Raw genomic sequence first — 21,923 nt, 5'->3', positions numbered from 1 at the left:
TCTGGCGTTGACTTTTGGCACGCTGTTGAGTTCTCAAGGAACGGACGCTTCCTTCGTACTCACCCTCGCGGGCTTTCCTCCGGGCGCTTCCCTTCTGTGTTCCCAACTCTACCAGTGTTTCCCCGGCCCCTTGACCACCGTTCCGCAGACATGCAGAAAGTGATCCGAACTTAGGATCTGACGAGTTGGATTGCTGCTGAGCGGAGGACGCTCGTTCACATCCCTCACCCTCAAGCAGGACTACGACTCTACACGGGGTCGCGGACCACGTGCAAATCGATTAGGGTGTGTGGTCTAGACCTCTCGTCTAGACCACCGATCCGGACCTGTCCTCCGGAACCGGTACGTCATATGACATACGCTGCTGAACAGCGCGCCGGAGGCAGGCAGTGACGGCGGCGTACGTACAGATCTCCACGCCTGGGAGGCTCCCCATGACCACCGTGACGTCCCCGATTGCAGGACGGGCCATCGGACTGGTGTCCGTTCCCGACCCGGTCTTCTCCGGGGAGATGGTCGGCCCGGGTACGGCGATCGACCCCGCGCGGGAGCCCTCCGAGGCCGTCTCCCCCGTCGACGGTGTGATCGTCTCCCTGCATCCGCACGCCTTCGTCGTCGTCGACGAGAACGGGCACGGCGTGCTCACCCACCTCGGCATCGACACCGTGCAGCTCAACGGCGAGGGCTTCGAGCTGCTCGTCAACAAAGGCGACACCGTGACGCGCGGCCAGGGCATCGTGCGATGGAACCCTGCCGCCGTCGAGGCCGCCGGCAAGTCCCCGGTGTGCCCGGTCGTCGCTCTGGAAGCCACGGCGGACTCCCTCTCCGAACTTCGCGACGACGGCGATGTGAAGGCCGGCGACGTCCTCTTCCTCTGGAAGTGACGCGTCGCCCTCCCACGAGGGCCACCAGGACGACCAACGCGGCGGCGGAGCCCGCCGCTCTACCGGAGACGGGTGAGATGGAGACAACGCTGCGAGGCGTCGGTGTCAGCCATGGGGTGGCGATCGGCGAGGTACGGCACATGGGGACGGCGGTGCTCGAGCCGCCGGCCAAGCAGATCCCGGCGCAGGAGGCGGAGCGTGAGCAGGGGCGCGCCCGCAAGGCCGTGGAGGCGGTCGCGGCCGATCTGACGGCACGCGGCAATCTCGCCGGGGGCGAGGCCCAGGCGGTGCTCGAGGCACAGGCCATGATGGCCCAGGACCCCGAGCTCATGGTCGATGTGGAGCGGCGCATCGCCGTCGGCAGCACCGCCGAGCGTGCGGTGTACGACGCGTTCGCCGCCTACCGCGAGTTGCTGGCGAACGCCGGTGAGTACCTGGCGGGCCGGGTGGCCGATCTCGACGATGTGCGGAACCGTATCGTCGCGCGGCTGCTCGGGGTGCCGATGCCGGGTGTGCCGGACAGCGACGAGCCGTACGTCCTCGTGGCCCGTGATCTCGCCCCGGCGGACACGGCGCTCCTCGACCCGACGCTGGTACTCGGCTTCGTCACCGAGGAAGGCGGTCCCACCAGCCACAGCGCGATCCTGGCCCGCGCTCTCGGTGTCCCCGCCGTGGTCGCCCTGCCGGGTGCCGGTGAGCTCGCCGAGGGGACGCTGATAGCGGTCGACGGCAGCACCGGCGAGGTCTTCGTGAACCCGGGCGACGAGAGGAAGTCCCGGCTCGAGGCGGCGGCAGCCGAGCGCAAGGCGGCGCTGGCGGCGACGACCGGGCCCGGTGTGACCGCCGACGGTCACAAGGTGCCGCTGCTGGCCAACATCGGCGGTCCCGCGGATGTGGCGGCCGCCGTCGAGGCGGGCGCGGAGGGTGTCGGTCTCTTCCGTACCGAGTTCCTGTTCCTGGACGACGGCGAGAGGGCTCCTTCCAAGGAGAAGCAGGTCACGGCGTACCGTCAGGTGCTCGAGGCGTTCCCCGAAGGTCGTGTCGTGGTGCGGGTGCTGGACGCGGGCGCGGACAAGCCGCTGGACTTCCTGACTCCGGCGGACGAGCCGAACCCGGCGCTGGGCGTACGCGGGCTGCGGACGCTGCTCGACCATCCCGAAGTACTGCGCACGCAGTTGACGGCGCTGGCCGAGGCCGCCGAGGGACTGCCCGTCCACCTCGAGGTCATGGCCCCGATGGTGGCCGACCGGGCGGACGCCAAGGCCTTCGCGGACGCCTGCCGGGAGGCGGGGCTGCGGGCGAAGTTCGGCGCGATGGTCGAGATCCCGTCGGCCGCGCTGCGGGCGCGCTCGGTGCTGCAGGAGGTGGAGTTCCTGTCGCTGGGCACGAACGACCTCGCGCAGTACACGTTCGCCGCGGACCGTCAGGTGGGCGCGGTCTCCCGGCTGCAGGATCCGTGGCAGCCCGCGCTGCTCGACCTGGTGGCACTGTCCGCCGAGGCGGCGAAGGCCGAGGGCAAGAGCTGTGGTGTCTGCGGTGAGGCCGCCTCCGACCCGCTGCTCGCGTGTGTGCTGACCGGTCTGGGTGTCACCTCTCTCTCCATGGGTGCGGCGTCCATTCCGTACGTGCGGACCTCGCTGGCGAAGTTCACGCTGGCGCAGTGCGAGCGGGCCGCGGCGGCGGCCCGGGCGACGGACAGTGCCGCGGACGCCCGTGCCGCAGCCCAGGCGGTGCTGTCGGGCGAGTAGCAGGGACCGGGCCGGTCGGTGACCGGTGTCCCCGAGGGGCGCTCCATCCGAGGTGGGGTGCCCCTCGGGCGTTCCCGGCTCAGTGGTGGTGGATCGGGTTCGGTCCCTCCCCGAGGTCGGGCGGCTCGCAGTAGTCGACGTTGGACTCCGGGGAGATGAGGTCTCCGGACTCGGCGTCGGTGCAGTAGGCGTCGAAGACCTCGCCGGCGGTGAGGGGCTCGAGGCCGTGGGGGCGCAGTCGCCAGCCGTGGACACGGTCGTGGCTGCCGGGTTCGGTGGTGCGCATGACCAGTCCGCCGGGCCTCCCGGTGGCCAGGCCGACCGCCAGGACGGTGGTGAACTCGAGGGCTTCGGACTCGTCGGGTTCCACGCCGCCGGGGATGTCGTCGGCGTGCAGGACGGCGACGAGCGTTTCGGGCGGTCCGGAGACGCTGCACACGAGGTGTCGCTCGCCGGGCGGGGCCGTGTCGAGGATGCGGACGAGGAGGTGCGAGGCACGGGTGAAGGCGGCACGGCCCAGGTCCTCGCCGCACGAGGCGCAGGCGCCGAGGCGGGCGAGGAGCGTGGCCGCGTACTCCCGGGTGGCGCGGCGGACGGCCTCGTCGACGAGGGTGGGCAGGAGGTCGGCCAGTGGGCGGCCGTCGTAGGGGACGGTGGGGCCGGTGGACGCGAGTTCGGCCGTGAACCGTGTGCGGCTGGTGTGGTTGTCGGGGTCGAGGCCCTTCTTCGCGCAGTAGTCGGCGTACTCCTCGGGGTCGAAGAGGGCCACCGTGGTGTGGCTGCCCTTCAGTGCGCGCGTCCTGAGGACGGCTTCCATGTGTTCGAGGTAGGTGGTGTGGTCGTCGAAGACGAAGCTGCGGTAGCGCCGCATGGCGCGGAAGTCGTGCTCGTCGGCCAGCAGGCCGATGGTGCCCGCGACTTCGCGGTGCAGGACGCGTCGCAAGGTCCGGTGGTCGGTGTACGCCATGTCTCCCCCTCTGCACGGTCGATCAATGCTCACTCACAGTAATCGTGGGCACTGACAGTCCGGGTGGAGGAGGCGATGGCGTACTCGGGGAGTGACCTGTGGTCGGCTCAGGAGCGCTTGCGCGCGAGTTCCTCGTAGAAGGCGAGCAGGCCGAGGTCGTCGATGGATCCCGGGTTGACCGCCTTTTCCAGCGGGGTGCCCTGCAGGAGACGCTTGACCGGGACTTCGATGCGCTTGCCGGTGAGGGTGTGCGGGACTCCGGGTACCTCGATGACCTCGTCGGGGACGTGGCGCGGCGAGAGGTGTTCGCGAATGGTCCTCTTGATGCGGTCGCGCAGGTCTTCGTCCAGGGCGGCTCCGGGCGCCAGGTGGACGAACAGGGGCATCCAGTAGCCTCCGTCGGGCTGTTCGATGCCGATGACGAGGGATTCCCTGATCTCGGGGAGGCGTTCCACGGCTTCGTAGATGTCGGCCGATCCCATGCGGACGCCCTGCCGGTTGAGCGTGGAGTCGGAGCGGCCGTGGATGACGACGGAGCCGCGGGAGGTGAGGGTGATCCAGTCGCCGTGCCGCCAGACGCCGGGGTAGGTGTCGAAGTAGCTTTCGTGGTAGCGGGTGCCGTCGGGGTCGTTCCAGAAGCGGATCGGCATGGAGGGCATCGGGTTGGTGACCACGAGTTCGCCGACCTCGTCGGTCAGGGGCTTGCCGCTGGGGTCCCAGGACTGCAGGTCCGTGCCCAGGCCGGGGGCCTGGAGCTCGCCGATGTGGACGGGGAGGGTCGGTACGGCTCCGGCGAAGCAGGAGCACACGTCGGTTCCTCCGCTGACGGAGGCGATCCACAGGTCGGCCCCGTCGGCGGCGAACTCGTCGTGGAGCCAGCGGAAGCCGTCGGGGGGCAGGGGGGAGCCGGTGGTCGCGACGCACTTCACCGCGGAGAGGTCGAAGTCGCGCGAGGGGTGGACGCCGGCCTTGCGGCACGCCATGACGTACGCGGCCGAGGTGCCGTAGAGGGTGGCGCCGGTGCGTTCGGCGACGCGCCACTGGGCGCCCGTGTCGGGATAGCCGGGGCTGCCGTCGTACAGGACGATCGTCGTTCCGGTCAGGAGGCCGGAGACGAGGAAGTTCCACATCATCCAGCCGGTGGAGGTGTACCAGAAGAAGCGGTCCTCGGGGCCCAGGTCGCAGTGGAGTCCGAGCTGCTTGAGGTGTTCGACGAGGATGCCGCCCTGGGACTGGACGATCGCCTTGGGCAGTCCGGTGGTGCCGGAGGAGTAGAGCACCCACAGCGGGTGGTCGAAGGGCACCTGTTCGAAGACCGGTTCGGTGTCCGCGGCGGTCAGGGTGGACCAGTCGAGTGCGCCCTCGGGGGCCCCGGTGCCGAGCAGGGGGATATGCACGACGGCGCGCAGGGTGGGCAGTTCGCGGCGCAGTTCGGCGACGACGTCGCGGCGGTCGTGTTCCTTGCCTCCGTAGCGGTAGCCGTCGACGGTGAACAGCACGACGGGTTCGACCTGTTGGAAGCGGTCGAGGACGCTGCGGGCGCCGAAGTCGGGTGCGCAGGAGGTCCACACGCCGCCCACGGCCGCCGTGGCGAGGAGGGCGACGACGGCCTGCGGGATGTTCGGCAGGTATCCGCTGACCCGGTCTCCGGGGCGTACGCCGAGGGAGCGCAGTTCGGCCGCCAGGGAGCCGACCTGGCGGCGCAGCTCGGCCCAGGTGACGGGGCGCGGGTCATGGGTCTCGTCGACGTACAGCAGGGCTGCTTCGTCCGCGCGGGAGGCGGCGGCGCGCAGCGCGTGTTCGGCGTAGTTCAGTGCGGCTCCGGGGAACCACTGGGCACCGGGCATCGTGCGGTCGCCCAGCACGCGCGCGTAGGGGGTCGAGAAACGGACGTCGAACCACTCCGTGACCGCTTTCCAGAAGGTGTCCAGCTCGTCCACGGACCAGCGGTGGAGCGCCGCGTAGCCGCCCTCGGAGGGGGCGCCGTGGTGTTCGGCGGCCCACGTCTGGAACGCGGTGATCCGTGCCTGGGCGATCTGTTCCCGGCTCGGCTGCCAGAGCGGCTGGGGGTTCACGGTCGACATGGGGCGGCTCCCGGACTGTGCGCGTCGTGTGCGTCCTCCGCGCACGGGCTGGGGTGTGCGCGTGACGCGGCTGACAGGGACGATGCCATGTGATCGACTTCCGCACCAGGGTGTTCCCCACATAGTCCGCGTCGCGAAGATGTGCCCCGATCATGGGTGAACGGCAGTTGAACGACCTGCACGGTGGGCGCGGTCAATGACAGGGTGAGCAAGCATGGAGGGTCGTGACCTGGTGTGTTCGGTGAAATCGGTCGGCTGGGCGGGGGCGGCTCAGGGGTTGCGTACCGTACGGGCAGCGTGGCGCAGGCGGCGGGCCGACGCCACCGGGCTGCCGCCGCGGGGACCGGTGCGGGCGCGGGTGCCCGGGACGGTGCGGGAGGTGGAGCCGGGGCTCGGCGGCGGGCTGGTCAGGTTCGACCGCTCGGAGCTGCGGATCCTCGTCGCGGTGAACGGGGCGGTCTTCTGGGGCTGGGACGGGGCCGCTCCCGAACCGTCGTACGCGCTGGCCGGCCGCTGTCCCGATCCTGATCCGCGGGCCGTGCTGGAGCCGGACAAGGACGGGGGCTGGCGGGTGGTGGCCGAGCGGGTGACGGTGGCGGTCTCGCGGCACGGCGCGGTGGAGGTGCTCACCCCGGGGGGCGTGACGCTGCGGCGCGATCTGCCGCCGCGGTGGTGGGAGCCGGTGGGTGGTGGCGCCGCGCGCTGGAGGCAGCGGTCCGAGGTACCGGCGGACGCGCGTTTCTTCGGGCTCGGGGGGTGTGCGTCGGGTCCCCGGCTGCGCGACGGAACGTACAGGCTGTGGAGCACGGCGCCCGGGCGCGCCGCCGGTCCCGGCGACGGTCCGGCGTCCGTCACGATGCCGGTGCAGGTGGTGGTGGCCGACGCGGGCACGCACCTGGTGTTCCACGACAACTCGTGGGACGGCACCGTGACGCTGCGGGAGGGTGCGGAGGGCGCCGGTTCCGGACATGACCGGGTGGGGACGAGCGAGCTGCGGATGGAGGGTGGCCCGCTGCGCTGCTGGGTGATGGTGGGTACGCCCGCGCGGGTACTGCTCGTGTGGGCGTCGCTCACCGGTGCGCCGTCGCTGCCGCCCGCGTGGGCGCTCGGTCACCATCATGTGCCGGGGGCTGCCGACGGCGAGGAGGAGGTGCGGCGGATCGTCGCGGGGCACCGGGAGCACGGGCTGCCGCTCGACGCCGTCCACCTCGGCGTCGGCCACGTCGACGCCCGTCGGGTGTCCACCGCCGGCCAGGAGCGGTTCCCCGGGTTGCCGGTTCTCGCCGACGAGCTGCGGCGTGAGGGGATCAGGCTGGTGTCGGTGGTCGGTCCGGCGGTCGGCGTGGCGCCCGGCACCACGGTGTACGACGGCGGGGTGGAGCGGGACGCGTTCGTGCGGGACGCCTCGGGGCGGGTGGTGGAAGGGACCGGGTGGGCCGGCGAAGCGGTCTTCCCGGACTTCACGCACGCGCGCGTGCGTGCGTGGTGGGGCGGCCTGTACACGGAGCGGTCGGCACAGGGGTTCGCCGGTTTCTGGCACGGTATGGACGAGCCGACGTCCTTCACCGCCTTCGGCGAGCCGACGCTGCCTCGGTCGGCGCGCCATGTGCTGGACGGGCGCGGGGGCGACCACCGCGAGGCGCACAACGTGTACGGACTGTGCATGGCCCGGGCGGCGTACGAGGGGCTGCGGGAGCGGGCGCCCCGGGAACGGCCGTTCGTGCTCTCGCGTTCCGGGTGGGCCGGTGTGCAGCGGTACGGCGGAGCGTGGTCGGGCGGGGTGGTGGCGGGGTGGTCCGGGCTGCGGGCCTCCCTGTCCCTGGTGCTGGGGGCGGGCCTGTGCGGTGTTCCCTGCGCGGGCCCGGACATCGGCGGCTCCGAGGCGCAGACCTCGCCCGAGCTGTACCTGCGCGGGCTCCAGCTGGGGGCTTATCTGCCGTTCTTCCGCACCCGTGCCGGCGGGCGCGCGGGCCGGGGCGAGCCGTGGGAGTTCGGCGCCGACGTCCTGGAGCACGCACGCGGGACGCTCGTGGAACGCCGGCGGCTGCTGCCGTACTTCACGACGCTCGCGCATCTGGCCCGGCGCACCGGAGTGCCGTATGCGCGGCCGTTGTGGTGGTCGGCGCCCGAGGACCGCGCGTTGCGCGACTGCGAGGACGCCTTTCTGCTCGGTGACTGTCTGCTGGTGGCGCCGGTGCTCGCTCCGGGTACGGAGCGGCGGACGGTCCGGCTGCCCCACGGGCGGTGGTACGACACCGCGACGGAACGGGCGTACGACGGGCCGGCCCGGGTGCGGGTCGACGCGCCGGTGGGGCGGATACCGGTGTTCGCGCGCGGGGGCGCCGTTCTTCCGGTGCTGGGGGAGGACGGCGGTCCGGAGCTGGAGGTGTGGGCGCCCGCCCGGGGACGGACGGGGGGCGGCCTGGTCGTGCCGGACGTCGGCGAGGGGTGGGAGGAGCCGGAGACCGAGCGTTACACGGTGCGGTGGTCGGGCCCGCGGATCGTCGTCGAGCGGGAGGGCGGGAACGGCGGCGCGGAGCCGTCCTGCCCGGTGCGCGTCCGCGGCCTGGGCAGGGGCGGGGGTCAGGTGTAGCGGCCCTCGAACCAGGCCCGTGCGGCCAGGGTGTGCAGGGGGAAAGCGAGTTCCTCCGGGCGGCGCAGCAGGTGGCGGCCCCCGGTCTCTTCGGTGGCGGTGAAGGGCGGCAGGTCTTCCGCGGGGCGTTCCGGGAGGAGGCCGAACAGCAGCAGGTGTCCGTCGGGCGAACTCATGGCGTCGGCGAGCCGTACGTCACGGCTCGCCGCGTCGATGCCGGTCTCCTCCTCGAGTTCACGGACGACGGCCCGGCGCCAGTCCTCCCGGTCGTCCACGTAGCCGCCGGGCAGGGCGGTACGCCCGCGCGCGGGCGCGATGGTGCGGGTGATGACGACGAGGCCGGTGCCCTGTGCGTCGTGCACGGGCTGGAGGGCCACCGCGACCGGCAGCGGGTTGCGGTAGGCGACGGTGCCGCAGGACGGGCAGGTGCGGGGCCAGCCGGAGACGTCCTCCCCGAAGGGCGTGCCACAGCTCGAACAGTGGGAGCCCGGCGCGGAGTGGGGAACCGTGACATGGGTTTCGGACACGCGCGGACTGTATCCGATCACGGTGGGGGCGTCTTCGGGGGCGGCTGACACGCGCGTGGTGCGCGGCTCTCCGCGCGCCGGCCCGTACTCCGGTCGGCGGGAGTACGGGCCGGCGGACCTGCCGTCCTCTCAGGTGCCGACCGTCTGGCGTCGCTGTGCGGCCTGGGCCATGGCGTGCTGGACGACGCCGACGAGGGTCTCCTTGACCGACTCGCGGTCCCGTGCGTCGCACATCAGCAGCGGCACGTGGTCGTCGAGATCGAGGGCGCGGCGGACGTCCTCGGCCGGGTACCGGGCTGCTCCGTCGAAGCAGTTGACGCCGACGAGGAACGGGATGGCGCGCCGCTCGAAATAGTCGATGGCCGCGAAACAGTCCTCCAGCCGCCGGGTGTCGGTGAGGACGACGGCTCCGAGGGCGCCCTCGGACAACTCGTCCCACATGAACCAGAACCGCTCCTGGCCGGGTGTGCCGAAGAGGTACAGCACCAGGTCCTCGCGGAGCGTGATGCGACCGAAGTCCATGGCCACGGTGGTGGTGCTCTTCGCCTCCACACCGCTGGTGTCGTCGACCGGGCGCCCTGCCTCGGTGAGGAGTTCCTCGGTGCGCAGCGGCCTGATCTCGCTGACCGCGCCGACGAGCGTGGTCTTGCCCACGCCGAAGCCTCCGGCCACCAGGATCTTGAGCGTGACGGGCTCGACCGGGGGCTTGCCGCGCTCAGAACGCCCGAAGATCATCGATCACTTCTCCTGCTTGATGGGGGTCGGGCGGCGGGCCGTATCCCCCGCCGCCGGGGGTTTCCACGACGAGTACGTCGCCGGGGCCCACCTCCGCCGAGTCGCTTCCGGCGAGCCGGGTGACCGTGCCGTCCGCCCGTTCGATCCGGTGGGCGCCCGGTGCGCCGGGCGCACCGCCCGCCATGCCGTACGGGGGGACCCTGCGGTGCTGGGCCAGTGTGGAGACCGTCATGGGTTCCAGGAAGCGGATGCGGCGTACGGCTCCGTCACCGCCGCGCCACCGTCCGGCGCCGCCGCTGCCGCGGCGCACCGCGAACTCCTCGAGGCGGACCGGGAGCCGCCCTTCCAGGATCTCGGGGTCGGTGAGCCGGGAGTTGGTCATGTGGGTCTGTACGACGGAGGCTCCGGGGAAGCCGTCCCCGGCGCCCGAGCCGGAGGCGACGGTTTCGTAGTACTGGTGGCGGGCGTTGCCGAAGGTGACGTTGTTCATGGTGCCGGAGCCCTCCGCCTGGACGCCGAGGGCCGCGTACAGGGCGCCGGTCACGGCCTGGGAGGTCTCCACGTTGCCGGCGACGACGGCGGCCGGCGGCTCGGGAGCCAGCATGGAACCCGGCGGCACGATGATGTCCAGCGGTCGCAGACAACCGTCGTTGAGCGGGATGTCGTCGGCGACCAGGGTGCGGAAGACGTACAGGACGGCCGCGTTGACGACCGAGAGGGGGGCGTTGAAGTTGGTGGGCAGCTGGGCCGACGTCCCGGTGAAGTCGATGGTCGCGTTCCGGTTCTCCCGGTCCACCCGGACGCGTACGCGGATGACGGCGCCGGAGTCCGTCTCGTAGGCGCACGCGCCGTCGTCGAGGACGTCGATGACGCGGCGCACCGCTTCCTCGGCGTTGTCCTGGACGTGCTTCATGTAGGCCTGGACGACGTCGAGGCCGAAGTCCTCGATCATGCGGCCGACCTCGTCGACGCCCTTGTGGTTGGCGGCGATCTGGGCGCGCAGGTCGGCGAGGTTGGTCTCGGGGTTGCGGGAGGGGTGGGGGGCCTCGGTGAGCAGGCGGCGGGTCTCCTCCTCGCGGAAGCGGCCGTCCTCGGTGAGCAGCCAGTCGTCGAAGAGGACGCCCTCCTCGTCGATGGTGCGGCTGTGGGCCGGCATGGAGCCCGGGGCGATGCCGCCGATCTCGGCGTGGTGGCCGCGTGAGGCGACGTAGAAGAGGACCTTCCGGTCACTCTCCGTGCCGTCGGCGGGTCCGGTGCCGAAGACCGGGGTGATGACGGTGACGTCGGGCAGGTGGGTGCCGCCGTGGTACGGGTCGTTCACGGCGTAGGTGTCGCCGGGGCGCATCGACGGGCCGCGCCGCCGGATGACCTCCTTGACGCCGGTGCCCATCGAGCCCAGGTGGACGGGGATGTGCGGGGCGTTGGCCACCAGGTTTCCGTCGGGGTCGAAGAGGGCGCAGGAGAAGTCCAGGCGCTCCTTGATGTTGACGGACTGGGCGGTGGACTCGAGGCGGGCGCCCATCTGTTCGGCGATGGACATGAAGAGGTTGTTGAAGACCTCGAGCAGGACGGGGTCGGCTTCCGTTCCGGCGTCGGAACTCCGCGTGACCGCGACGCGTTCCACGACCAGATGCCCGTCGTCGGTCGCCGCGGCCCGCCAGCCGTCGTCGACGACGGTCGTCGCGCCGGATTCGGTGATGATCGCCGGGCCGGTGACGGTTTCACCGGGGGGAAGGTCCTCGCGGCGGTGGAGGGGTACGTCGCGCCAGGCGCCGCCGGTGTGGAGGCGGACGGCCCGCGGTGCGTCGGTGCCGTGCCGCGGGGTGCCCCCGCGGGGGGCGAGGGCGGAGAGGTCGGGGGGGTCGGTGAGGCCGGTGGCTTCGACGGAGAGGGCTTCGACGACGATCGGACGGTCGAGCGTGAAGGAGTACGTGGCGCGATGACGTTCTTCGAAGGCGTGCCGCATCGTCTCCGGTTCGGTCAGCTCGACGGTGAGGGTGGTGTCGGTGCCGTCGTAGCGGAGCTGGGCGCGACGGGTGACCTCGATGCGCTCCTCGGGCACGTCCTCGGCGAGGAGGTGTGCGCGGGCCGCCGTCTCCAGATCGTCGGCGGTCCTGTGGACGCCGGGCATGGAGGCCGGTTCCAGGGGGGCTTCGACGGAGCGTTCCCGCATGGCCGTGGTGTCGGCGAGGCCGATGCCGAGGGCGGACAGGACGCCCGCCATGGGCGGGACGAGGACGGTGCGGATGCCGAGGGAGTCGGCGACCATGCACGCGTGCTGTCCGCCCGCTCCGCCGAAGGTGGTGAGGGTGTACCGGGTGATGTCGTGCCCCTGCTGCACGGAGATCCGCTTCACCGCGCCGGCGATGTCGGCGACGGCGATCCGCAGGTAGCCCTCGGCGACCTGCTCGGGGGTGCGGTCGTCACCGGTCCGCTCGCGGATCTCGCCGGCGAGGGCGGTGAAGCGGTCGCGGACGAGCGCGTCGTCGAGGGGGCGGTCGCCGTTCGGGCCGAACACCGCGGGGAAGCGGGCGGGCTGGATGCGGCCGAGCATGACGTTGGCGTCGGTGACCGTGAGCGGGCCGCCGCGGCGGTAGCAGGCGGGGCCCGGGTCCGCGCCCGCGGAGTCCGGCCCCACGCGGTAGCGGGAGCCGTCGAAGTGGAGGACCGAGCCGCCGCCGGCGGCGACGGTGTGGATGTCCAGCATGGGCGCGCGCAGCCGGACCCCGGCGATCTGTGCGGTGAAGACGCGTTCGTACTCGCCCGCGAAGTGCGAGACGTCGGTGGAGGTACCGCCCATGTCGAAGCCGATGACCCGGTCGAAGCCGGCGAGCTGCGACATGCGGGCCATGCCGACGATGCCGCCGGCCGGGCCGGACAGGACGGCGTCCTTGCCGCGGAACCGCCCGGCTTCGGTGAGGCCGCCGTTGGACTGCATGAACATCAGCCGGACGCCGTCGAGTTCGTCGGCGACATGGCGGACGTGACGCCTCAGCACGGGCGAGAGGTAGGCGTCGACGACGGTGGTGTCGCCGCGCGGGACGAGTTTCGTCAGGGGGCTGACCTCGCTGGACAGCGAGATCTGCGGGAAGCCGGTGCGGGCGGCGAGCTCTCCGACCGCCTGCTCGTGGGCGGGGTGGAGATGGCCGTGCAGACAGACCACGGCGACGGCCCGGATGCCGTCGGTGTAGGCCTGCCGCAGCGGCCCGGCGAGGGCGTCCAGGTCGGGGGCGCGCAGGACGGTGCCGTCGGCGGCGACGCGTTCGTCCACCTCGACGACCCGTTCGTACAGCGGCTCGGGCAGGTCGATGCGGCGGGCGAAGATGTGGGGGCGGTTCTGGTAGGCGATGCGCAGGGCGTCGCGGAAGCCGCGGGTGACGACCAGCAGGGTCCGTTCGCCCTTGCGCTCGAGGAGGGCGTTGGTGGCGACGGTGGTCCCCATGCGCACGGCGTCGACGGGGGCGTCGGATCCGGCCAGCAGCTCGCGGACGCCCACGACCGCCGCGTCGGTGCCGCGCGTCCCCCGGCTCCCGTGCCGGGAGTGTTCCGGAGCCGGATGGTCGGACAGCACCTTGTGCGTCAGCAGCCGGCCGTCGGGCCGCTTCGCGACGATGTCGGTGAAGGTGCCGCCTCGGTCGACCCAGAACTGCCAGCCTGTCACGTCAGTATCCCGCTTCCGCGCCGGTCACAGCGCCCGGAGGCCGTTGATCACGTCGCGCAGAATACTCTCGTCCGGCAGCTCGGCCGGGGGTACCGGCCGGTTCACATGGACGAGTTCCGATTCCACGAGATCCCCGACGAGGACACGGACCACTCCGACCGGCAGGTCGAGCTCGGCGGAGAGTTCGGCGACCGTCTGCGAGGTCTCGCGGCACAGTTCGACGATGTCCACGTGTTCCGGGGAGAGCGTGGGATCGGCCTCCGGATCGTCCGCGTGCGGCTCCGTGACGACCACCGCGATCAGGTCGAGGCGGTGCTGGGCCGCACTGGTGGTGCGGCCCCGCGTCATGGCGTACGGGCGGACGACCGGTCCGGCCTCGTCGTCGAACCAGTGGCTTCTCCCCTGACCGTCAGCGCTCATGCCATCCCACTACCCGCCCGAGGGCAGATCGGTGCGCGGGGCGGCGCCCAGATGCGCACCGACCCGCTTCACCAGAAGCGTCATCTCGTAGGCGACCTGTCCGACGTCCGAGTCGGCGTCCGCGAAGACGGCGAGGCAGCTGCCGTCGCCGGCGGCGGTGACGAAGAGGAACGCCTCGTCGAGTTCGACGACGGTCTGACGGACGTCGCCGGCCTCGAAGTGGCGGCCCACGCCCTTGGCGAGGCTGTGGAAGCCGGAGGCGACGGCGGCCAGGTGCTCGCTGTCCTCCCGGGTGAGGTCCTTGGACGCGCCCGTGGGCAGGCCGTCCCCGGAGAGCACGATCGCCTTGCGGATACTGGCGACGCGGTCCACCAGGTCGTCGAGGAGCCAGTTCAGCTCCCCCTTGTCGGTCGTGGTGTGGCCGGTGGCCCTCGGTGCGGTCATCGACCGTCCCCCTCTGTCGTTCGTCGTGGTGCTGTGCCGCTGTCGGCTTCGTCGCCGGCGGCGTTCTCCTCGCGGCCGCGCTGCCAGCCGCGCTGGAGCGAGGCCATGCGGCTGCGGACTTCGTCGGCATCCCGTTCAACGGGCCGGGCCCTGTCCTCGTTCCCCCGTTCGGCGCTGCGCTTGAGCTGCGGGGCGAGACTGGCCTGTCGTACGCGCCGGGGCAGCGGGCCGCCGCCGGTTCGTGCGGCGTCGTCCGCGCCGCCCGTGGCCGGCGAGGAGTCGTCGGGGCCGCTCGCCGTGCCGGCGGGGCGGCGGGTGCGCCGGGGAAGGCCGGCGGAGGGCTCCGGCCGGTCGTCGCGCACGGGACCGGAAGGCGCCGGGGTGTCCTTCCGGTCCCCGGTGCCGGTCCTGGGACGGGAGGGACCGGGGTCCCGCCGGCGGGCGGGCAGTGGCGGCGGTGCGTCCGGCTGTTCGCGGCCGGCGTCGGAGGAGGGCCGTTCGGTGCGGCGGCGCGCGGGCAGCGGGGGCAGTGCCTCCGAAGCCGGACGGCCGGGGCTTCGGCGTCCCGTGACGTCCTCGTCCCGGTGGCGGGCGGGCAGCGGGGATCCCGTCTCCGGCTCGGGCCGGGCCGAAGCGGCGGGGGTTCCCTTCTCGTCCGTGCGCTCCGTACGGGTGCGCGCTTCGCGGACCGGGCGTCCGTGGGAGCTGACCAGCTTGGGCGCACCCCTGCGGGCCGGCGGCGCCGGGGCGTTCCGGTCGTCTCCGACCGGGTCCGCCCCCTCCTGCGTACCGGCGGCCCGCCGGGGGTGTTCACGGCCGGGCCGCTCCTCCCGGGCGCCGCCGAGGGAGCGGGGGCGGAAGAGGCCGCCGCGCCGGCTGTCCTCGTCGTCCAGGACCCCGGGGAAGCCGTCGAGTGCGTCCAGGTCGACGGGGGCTTCGAGCTCGACCGGTCCGTCCAGCAGCGAGGCGGGGAGCCGGGGCAACTGCACGGGCACCTGGGAGAGCGCGGCGCGGCGGTTCTCCTCCGGTTCGCGGTCCTTGGTGCGCCGGGGGCGGTCGAGGCGGAAGCCGACGCCGTTGGTGTCCGGGACGTCGTCCGTCAGCAGTGCGTCGGGGATGAAGACGACCGCTGTGGTGCCACCGTACGGGGAGGGCTGCAGGGAGACCCGGACGTTCTGGCGCTGGGCGAGACGGCTGACCACGAACAGCCCGAGCCGGTCGGTGTCGGAGAGCTCGAACTCGGGGGTCTCGGCGAGTCTGAGGTTGGCGTCCAGAAGGGCGTCGGCCGCCATGCCGAGTCCGCGGTCGTGGATCTCCAGGGTGAAACCGTTGGCCACGCGCTCGCCGAGGACCTGGACCGCGGTGTGCGGTGGGGAGAACACCGTGGCGTTCTCCAGCAGTTCGGCCACGAGGTGGGTGAGGTCGGCGACGGCCGGACCGGTCACGGCGACCCTCGGCAGCCGGCGGACCTCGATGCGTTCGTAGTCCTCGACCTCGGCGACGGAGGCGCGTACGACGTCCATGAGCTGGACGGGTTTGCGCCACTGCCGGGAGGGCGCGGCGCCGGAGAGGATCACCAGGCCCTCGGCGTGCCGGCGCATGCGGGTGGTCAGGTGGTCCAGCCGGAACAGGTCGGCGAGTTCCTCGGTGTCCTCGGTCCTGCGCTCCATGGTGTCCAGCAGGGTGAGCTGCTTGTGCAGCAGGACCTGGCTGCGGCGGGCGAGGTTGACGAACACCTCGGAGACACCGGCGCGCAGCTCGGCCTGTTTGACGGCGGCCTCCACGGCGGCGCGCTGGAGGGTGTTGAGGGCCTGGCCGACCTCTCCCATCTCGTTCTTGTCGTACTCCAGGTGCGGGACCTCGGTCTCGACGTCGACCTGTTCGCCCGCCGAGAGGCGGCGCATCACGCTGGGCAGCCGCACGCCCGACGCCTCATGGGCCTCCAGGCGCAGCTGGCGCAGGTCCCGGATGAGTCCGCGGCCCACGCGTACGGAGAGGACGAGGGAGACCAGGAGGGCGGCCAGTCCGAGGACACCGGCGATGACGGCCCGGGTGATGACGCCCATGGCGACGGGGCGGACACGGTCCTGGTAGCGGTCGGCCGCCCGGTCGTTGAGGGTGCCGAGCTCGGAGAGCACCTTGCCGGCGGCGATGTCCCAGCCCTTGGCCGTGATCCCACGGGGTGTCCCGGCGCCGGAGGAGACGGCCGCCTCCTCGCCCACCCGCAGCGGGGCGGACGCGGCGTTCTTCCAGAAGGTCTCGTAGCGGTCGCGCTCGGACGCGGGCAGTTGCGGCAGACCGGCGTCGTACATCAGGGTGCGCTGGGCCACGAGGTCGGAGACCGTCCGTACTTCGGCGCGGGAGAGTTCACCGACGATCAGGGCGGAGCCGAGCAGGGCGTCCTCCCGGGAGAGGAGTTCGCGGGCGCGGGCGAGGCTGACGAGGGCGCGGTACTGCTTGTCGAGTTCGACGTCCTCAACCACGTGCAGATTGGCCAGCAGGACGTAGCACGGGTCGATCAGCCTGTTGTAGAGGTCGAGTGCCTGGGAGCGGTCGACGGTGCCGTCCTCGACGTTGCGGCGCAGGGACTCGATGCCCTCGAGGGAGTCCAGCACCGCGCTCAGTTCGCCGGAGTCCCCGTGCATGGCCCCGCGCACGTCGGCGTTCGTCGCGCTCCTGCGGACGTCGGCGACGGCCTCGTCGGTGGCGGAGCGGCTGCGCCGCAGCGCGGCGAGTCCGTCGGAGGCACGGGGGTCGGCGAGATAGACGAGGGTCTGCCGGCGCTCCTGCTGGAGGACGCGGACGGTGTCCTCGACGGGGTAGCCGACCTCCTCCATCACGGACGACACGTCGAAGAGATGACGTGCCTCGCGGCCCGTGAGCACCGTGGTGTAGGCCCAGATCGCCGTCAGGGACAACAGCGGCACGAGAAGCAGCGCCACGATCTTCCGGCGGATGGACTTCCCGCGAAAGCGCATGGCCTCCCCCAGCTCGGCCCCCGACCGGCCGGGGGTACACAGGTGCGTCAACAAACGGCGCGAGCCTACTACCGAGCCGGGGTGAACTCGAAGAGCCTTCTGGAGGCTGCGGTTCCGCTCCGGGGGCGGGAGAGGGGGAGTTGTCCGGCCATTACGGGAGATTGCCTCCCGGAATCGGGGGCGCGCGTCCGGGCCGGCCTTCCGGGCGGACGGGGACGGTTGGCCGGTTTCTTTTCCGGCCGGGAATCTTCACGACGTGCCGTTCGTCCTCTCTGTGGGACATGGGGGCGGAATCGGCCACAGGAGCCGCGTCCCGCACCCGGGCGGCGTAGAACAGCGCAAGCCGGGCAGCCACTGGGGAACCGGGTTTCCGAATCCGGGTGAGCGGTCTGCCGGCGGTGGGGAGTGACACGTTGATGGGCACGGCGGAGCGGCGCGGGGCGCCCGAGGAGGGCACGGCGGCGCGGGCGGCGGGGTGGGACGCCGGGGCGTCCGGACGCGGGACGATCGCGCCCGGACACGCCGCGGCCGGTGGGCGCGGTGGTGCGGCGACCGCGTACGGGGCGGCGCGGGAGACCGCGCGGGGCACGGGTGAGCCCGGTGGCTTCGGCGGCAAGGCCGTCCACCGGCCGCTGTGGGTCGAGGAGCCGGCCCGGAGGCGCCGGCTGCCGGATCCGGTGCGGACGTCGGCCGTGCGGGCGGTGCTCGTCATCGCGGTGACGCTGTTTCAGGCCATGGTGGCCTTCTTGTGCACACTGGCCGGGTCCTGGCTGGCGTTCCCCATGGTCGTCAGCAGCGTCGTCAGTACGATCCTGGCGACCTGGGCGGTCCTGGACGTCTGGGTGACCCGCCAGGTCTGGAACCAGCGCAACGGCGTGGTGTCCGCGCCGAGCAGCACCGCGCGGGCCCTGCGGCGCGAGCGTCGCCGTGCCCGCCGCCAGGAGCGCTCCGCCCAGCGGGCGCGAGCGCGAATACGCCGCCGGGGCGGAGCCGGGCAGCTGTCGCACCCCTGAGGCCGAGGGCCCATCGGGCTGCGTGCCGGGCTCTCGGTACGCTGAGATCGCGTACGGCACGTCGGCGGGCGCCCTGCGCGACGGTTACCGACAGAGGGTGAGAGCCGAGCCATGACCGGCGAGCGGGAACAGCCCGGGAGGAACGGGAACGCCACGACGAGTGCCGTGCAGTCGGTGGACCGTGCGGTGAGCGTGCTGGAGAGCCTCGCGCGGCACGGCGAGGCGGGCGTCACGGAGATCGCCGGCGAACTGGGCGTGCACAAGTCCACGGCCTTCCGGCTGCTCGGTGTCCTGGAGAACCGCGGGCTGGTGACCCGGACGAAGGACCGCGGCAAGTACCGGCTGGGTGCCGGGATGCTGCGCCTCGCGGGTGCGGCGGCCGTGCGGCTGGACATCTCGCAGGAGGGCGTCCCGGTGTGCCGGGAGCTCGCCGACGAGCTGGGCGAGACGGTGAACATAGCGGTGCTGGACGACGACGCCGCCGTCAACATCATGCAGGCCCGGGGCACGGCGTCGGTCACCGCGCAGGACTGGCTCGGCAGGCGCACCCCGCTGCACGCCACCGCCGGCGGCAAGGTGTTCCTGGCCCACCTGCCGCCCGCCGTCCGTGAGGGCCATCTCGTCCGCCCGCTGCGCCGGTTCACGGAGGGGACGGTCACCACGGCGCCGGAGCTGCGCGCCGAGCTGGAGACGGTGGTCGAGCGGGGCTACGCCACCACGCTCGGGGAACTGGAGCTGGGCCTCGCGGCCGTCGCGGCGCCGGTCCGCTCGTACGAGGGCACGGTGATCGCGGCGATCAGCGTCTCGGGTCCGGTGTACCGGCTGCGCGCGGACCGGCTGCCCTGGCTGGGCGGCCGGACGGTCACGGCGGCGGCCGAGCTGTCCCGGCGCATGGGCTACGGCTTCTGAGCCGCGGCCGTGGTGACGCCCGGTCAGCCGCCTGCCGGGGCGGGCCGCTTGAACATGCGGGTCGCCGTGATCTCGCTGTGCGCCTCCTCGGCCGGGTCCTGCTGGGGAAGCCCCGGCCGGAGGTGTTCCTCCACGCTGATGTACTTCAGGCCGGCCCGCAGGTCGGCGTCGTTGCGCAGCCGGATGACCAACGGGAACTCCGCGAGCGCCGTCGTGTCGAACAGGCCGGTGGTGTACAGCAGCTGGACGCCCAGCGCGTCGGCGACCGCCCGCTGGAGCTCCAGCAGATAGGTGGCGTTGGCGCGGCCGATGGGGTTGTCCAGGAACAGGGTGCCGGCGTGCCGGTGCTTGTCGCGGCCGCGGTCGTTGGAGCGCAGCGCGGCCATCGTGCAGTACAGGGCGATGGCCGCGGTGAGCAGCTGGCCGCCGGAGAACACGTCGCCCATCTGCCCGACGGGCACCCGCTCGGCGCGCAGTACCGCGTCCGGCTTGAGGATCTCGACGGCGACGCCCTTCGGGTGGAGGGCGGCGGCGACCCCGCGCAGCAGCAGGGACATGCCGTCGCGCCGCAGGTCGGAGTTCTTCCTGAGGGCCGCCCGGGTCGCCTCGTCGACGACCTCGCCGAGCCGCTCGGTGAGGGTGGCCTGGTCGGGCTCCTCGAAACGGATGCGCAGGAACTCCTGCCCGGACCACTCGCCGAGGCCTTCCGGCAGCCGGGACAGCCGCTGGGCCGAGCGGAGGGTGGCGAGCGCGGACTCCACCAGGCCCCGCAGCCGGTCCACGATCGAGTCGCGGTTGCGCTCCAGCTGCTCCAGCTCGTCGGTGAGGACCCGGAGCCGGGGCGCGAAGGCGTCCGCCCACTTCCGGGCGTGCTCGGGCAGCGCGGACGCGGGCAGTTCGCGGATCTGCTGGCGCGCGGGGGTGCGGACCTGCTCGTAGCGCGTGGAGTTGGCGTGCCGGACCAGGACGTCGCTCGCCTCGCGGACGGCGGACTCGGCCGCGGACAGGTCGGCGGCGCAGCCGCGCAGTGAGCGGCGGGACTCGGCGGCGGACTGCCGGGCCTCGTCCAGGCCGCCCGGATAGGGCTCGGGCTCTTCCCGCTCCTCCTCGGGAGCGTGTTCGCGCAGCAGGTCGCGGAGCATGGCGGCGATCTCGTCGAAGCCGCCGGCCGCGTCCTCGGCGGCGCGGTGCGCGTCGAGCAGCTCGGCGTGGGTCTCCCGGGCCTGCTCCAACGCCTCGTTGCGGGAGGCGAGTTCGGCGGTGGCGGTGCGCAGCAGGGCCTGTGCGTGCTCGGCGTCGCGCGGCACCAGTTCGTCGGGGAGCCCGGTGTGCGCCTCGCCGTCCTCGGGCGCGAGCCGCTCGGCCTCGCCGCGCAGCCGTCCGAGCTGCTCGCTCGCGCCGGACATCCGGGTCTCCAGGAGCTGCACCAGCTCCTCGGCGCGGGCGGCGGCGGCCTGCCGGCTGGGCCCGTCGGAGCCGTCGGGTGACTGGAGCAGCTGTTCGGCGCGGGTGCGGACCTTGTTGCTGAGCCGGTCCAGCTCGGCGCGGGCGGCGCTCTCGTCGCTCTCCGCGCGGGCCTGTTCGGCGCGCAGGTCGGCGCCGACGCCGACCTTCTCGTACACCTGGGACGCGGCCCGGTAGGCCTCGCGCAGCGCGGGCAGGGACGCCTGCGGCGCTCCGGTGCCGTCCTCGGGCACGTCGTCGGGGGCGCCCGCGATCTCGGAGCGTTCGGCACGCAGCGCACGTGCGGTGCGCCGGGCGTCGTCGGCGGCCCGCTGGGCGCCGCGCCGGTCCTCGTCGGCGGCGCGCGCCCGTTCCAGACAGGTCTGGGCGCGTGTCTCCGCCTCGGTCGCCTCGTCGGCGAGCTCGCGCAGCCTGACCTGCCAGCCGGCCCGCTCCCGCAGCCGGTACGCGAGTCCGGCGAGGGCGTCGGCGGCGCGCCGGGCCTTCTGCGCGGCCTCCTGCCGCTCGTCACGGACGTCGACGGCTTCGGCGGCGGCTTCCTCGGCCTCCGTCCGTACGGTGCGCGCCTCGGCCAGTTCGGCCTCGGCCTCCTCGGCGAAGGCCCGCGCCTCGTGGGCCGCGGCGGCCAGCTCAGCGAGCCGTCCGGAAGGGCAGCCGGTGCGCCAGGAGGTGAGCCGCGCGGACAGTTCGCGGTCCTTGCCGAGCCGGGCGGCGAGCGCGCGGATCTCCTCGTCCCGCTCGGTCGCCCGGGCGCGCAGCGCCTGCCGTTCCTCGTCGGCGGCGTGCTCGTCGTGCATGGCGGGGTTCGGCGGTACGAGGAAGACGTCCCCGGTGTCGGTGTCCGGCGCGGGGGTGGGGGCGAGCAGGGCGGCGGCGGTGCCGACGGCGACGGCGGACCGGGGCAGCAGCGCGGCGTCGCTCAGCGCCTCGCGGGCGCGGAGGTGGGAGTCCGGGTCGGTGATGATGACGCCGTCGACCAGCTCCGGGCGGGCGGCCAGCACCCGCGCGTGGTCCGCGGGATCGACGGCCTGGGCGAGGTAGCGCCACCCCGGAAGGGCCGGAATCCCGTGTTCTCCGAGGAACTCGACCGTCGCCAGCACGTCCGGCCTGGGCGGCAGCAGGCCGCCGTCGCCGAGGGCTCCGAGGATCCGGGCGTCGTCCGCGGCGGCGGTGCGCAGGTCGAACAGCTGCCGTTCGGCGGAGGAGACGGCCTCGGCGAGCAGTTCGCCCAGCTCGTCGGCGAACCGGTCGAGTTCCTCGGCGGTCAGGGCGCCCTCACCTGTGGAAGGCCCGATGTCCGGATCCCCCGCGGCGCGGTCGGTGTCCGTGCGCTGTCCCGGTGCGGCGGCCCGCCGCCTGCCGGACGTTCCCGGCAGGCTCAGCAGTTCCGCGAGCCGTTGTTCGGCGGCGAGGGACGCGGCCGTGCGGCGCTCGCTCTCGTGGGCGCGCTCGGCCGCCGTGGCCGCGTCGGCCGCGCGGGCCGCGGTGAGTTCCGC

Annotated in this window: 14 protein-coding genes; 5 read left to right on the top strand and 9 right to left on the bottom strand. The window is 73.0% G+C overall.

The annotated features are described in order from the left end of the window. Nucleotides 1-434: 434 nt before the first annotated feature. Both ABTY20_RS31020 and ptsP read left to right on the top strand, forming a co-directional pair. Complete coding sequence (locus ABTY20_RS31020) at nt 435-884, top strand: PTS sugar transporter subunit IIA (protein WP_352000469.1); 450 nt, start codon at nt 435-437, stop codon at nt 882-884. A gap of 77 nt (nt 885-961) precedes the next feature. After that, the gene (gene ptsP / locus ABTY20_RS31015) at nt 962-2,632 is read left to right on the top strand and encodes a phosphoenolpyruvate--protein phosphotransferase (protein ID WP_352000468.1); all 1,671 of its coding nucleotides are present in this window, start codon (nt 962-964) and stop codon (nt 2,630-2,632) included. 79 nt (nt 2,633-2,711) lie between these two features. Here ptsP and ABTY20_RS31010 read toward each other — a convergent pair whose 3' ends face one another. Both ABTY20_RS31010 and ABTY20_RS31005 read right to left on the bottom strand, forming a co-directional pair. Then, entirely contained in the window at nt 2,712-3,599 is an 888-nt protein-coding gene (locus tag ABTY20_RS31010; protein WP_352000467.1) for a DUF8829 domain-containing protein, read from the bottom strand. Between the two features lie 107 nt (nt 3,600-3,706). After that, complete coding sequence (locus ABTY20_RS31005) at nt 3,707-5,683, bottom strand: acetoacetate--CoA ligase (protein ID WP_352000466.1); 1,977 nt, start codon at nt 5,681-5,683, stop codon at nt 3,707-3,709. 214 nt (nt 5,684-5,897) lie between these two features. On the opposite strand from ABTY20_RS31005, the gene ABTY20_RS31000 reads away from it, so the two are divergent. Continuing rightward, nucleotides 5,898-8,276 (top strand): glycoside hydrolase family 31 protein, encoded by a 2,379-nt coding sequence (locus ABTY20_RS31000; RefSeq protein WP_352000465.1) that lies wholly within the window; start codon nt 5,898-5,900, stop codon nt 8,274-8,276. Here ABTY20_RS31000 and ABTY20_RS30995 read toward each other — a convergent pair. The 6 genes from ABTY20_RS30995 to ABTY20_RS30970 all read right to left on the bottom strand — a co-directional run bounded on the left by ABTY20_RS30995 (nt 8,267) and on the right by ABTY20_RS30970 (nt 17,041). Continuing rightward, a complete protein-coding gene (locus tag ABTY20_RS30995) occupies nt 8,267-8,803 on the bottom strand; it encodes an NUDIX domain-containing protein (protein WP_352000464.1) in 537 nt (178 codons plus the stop codon). The two genes, ABTY20_RS31000 and ABTY20_RS30995, sit on opposite strands and share 10 nt — an antisense overlap. A 129-nt stretch (nt 8,804-8,932) precedes the next feature. Next, the gene (locus tag ABTY20_RS30990) at nt 8,933-9,538 is read right to left on the bottom strand and encodes a GTP-binding protein (protein WP_352000463.1); all 606 of its coding nucleotides are present in this window, start codon (nt 9,536-9,538) and stop codon (nt 8,933-8,935) included. After that, the gene (locus tag ABTY20_RS30985; RefSeq protein WP_352000462.1) at nt 9,519-13,199 is read right to left on the bottom strand and encodes a hydantoinase B/oxoprolinase family protein; all 3,681 of its coding nucleotides are present in this window, start codon (nt 13,197-13,199) and stop codon (nt 9,519-9,521) included. Before ABTY20_RS30985 ends, ABTY20_RS30990 begins: the two co-directional genes overlap by 20 nt. Before the next feature lie 24 nt (nt 13,200-13,223). Further along, the gene (locus tag ABTY20_RS30980) at nt 13,224-13,619 is read right to left on the bottom strand and encodes a DUF742 domain-containing protein (RefSeq protein ID WP_352000461.1); all 396 of its coding nucleotides are present in this window, start codon (nt 13,617-13,619) and stop codon (nt 13,224-13,226) included. Between the two features lie 9 nt (nt 13,620-13,628). Continuing rightward, a complete protein-coding gene (locus ABTY20_RS30975) occupies nt 13,629-14,063 on the bottom strand; it encodes a roadblock/LC7 domain-containing protein (RefSeq protein WP_352000460.1) in 435 nt (144 codons plus the stop codon). Continuing rightward, nucleotides 14,060-17,041 (bottom strand): sensor histidine kinase, encoded by a 2,982-nt coding sequence (locus tag ABTY20_RS30970; RefSeq protein ID WP_352000459.1) that lies wholly within the window; start codon nt 17,039-17,041, stop codon nt 14,060-14,062. Before ABTY20_RS30970 ends, ABTY20_RS30975 begins: the two co-directional genes overlap by 4 nt. Before the next feature lie 416 nt (nt 17,042-17,457). Between ABTY20_RS30970 and ABTY20_RS30965 the strand changes: the two genes are divergently transcribed. Then, the gene (locus tag ABTY20_RS30965; protein ID WP_352000458.1) at nt 17,458-18,054 is read left to right on the top strand and encodes a hypothetical protein; all 597 of its coding nucleotides are present in this window, start codon (nt 17,458-17,460) and stop codon (nt 18,052-18,054) included. A gap of 111 nt (nt 18,055-18,165) precedes the next feature. Beyond that, complete coding sequence (locus ABTY20_RS30960; RefSeq protein ID WP_352000457.1) at nt 18,166-18,963, top strand: IclR family transcriptional regulator; 798 nt, start codon at nt 18,166-18,168, stop codon at nt 18,961-18,963. 23 nt (nt 18,964-18,986) lie between these two features. On the opposite strand, the gene ABTY20_RS30955 is transcribed toward ABTY20_RS30960, so the two are convergent. Further along, nucleotides 18,987-21,923 (bottom strand): coiled-coil domain-containing protein (locus ABTY20_RS30955; RefSeq protein WP_502991929.1); only part of this gene is annotated, 2,937 nt, incomplete at its 5' end.

Source organism: Streptomyces sp. NPDC126497 (assembly GCF_040302425.1).
Lineage (GTDB): Bacteria > Actinomycetota > Actinomycetes > Streptomycetales > Streptomycetaceae > Streptomyces.
This window is presented reverse-complemented; position numbering and strand designations above follow the sequence as displayed.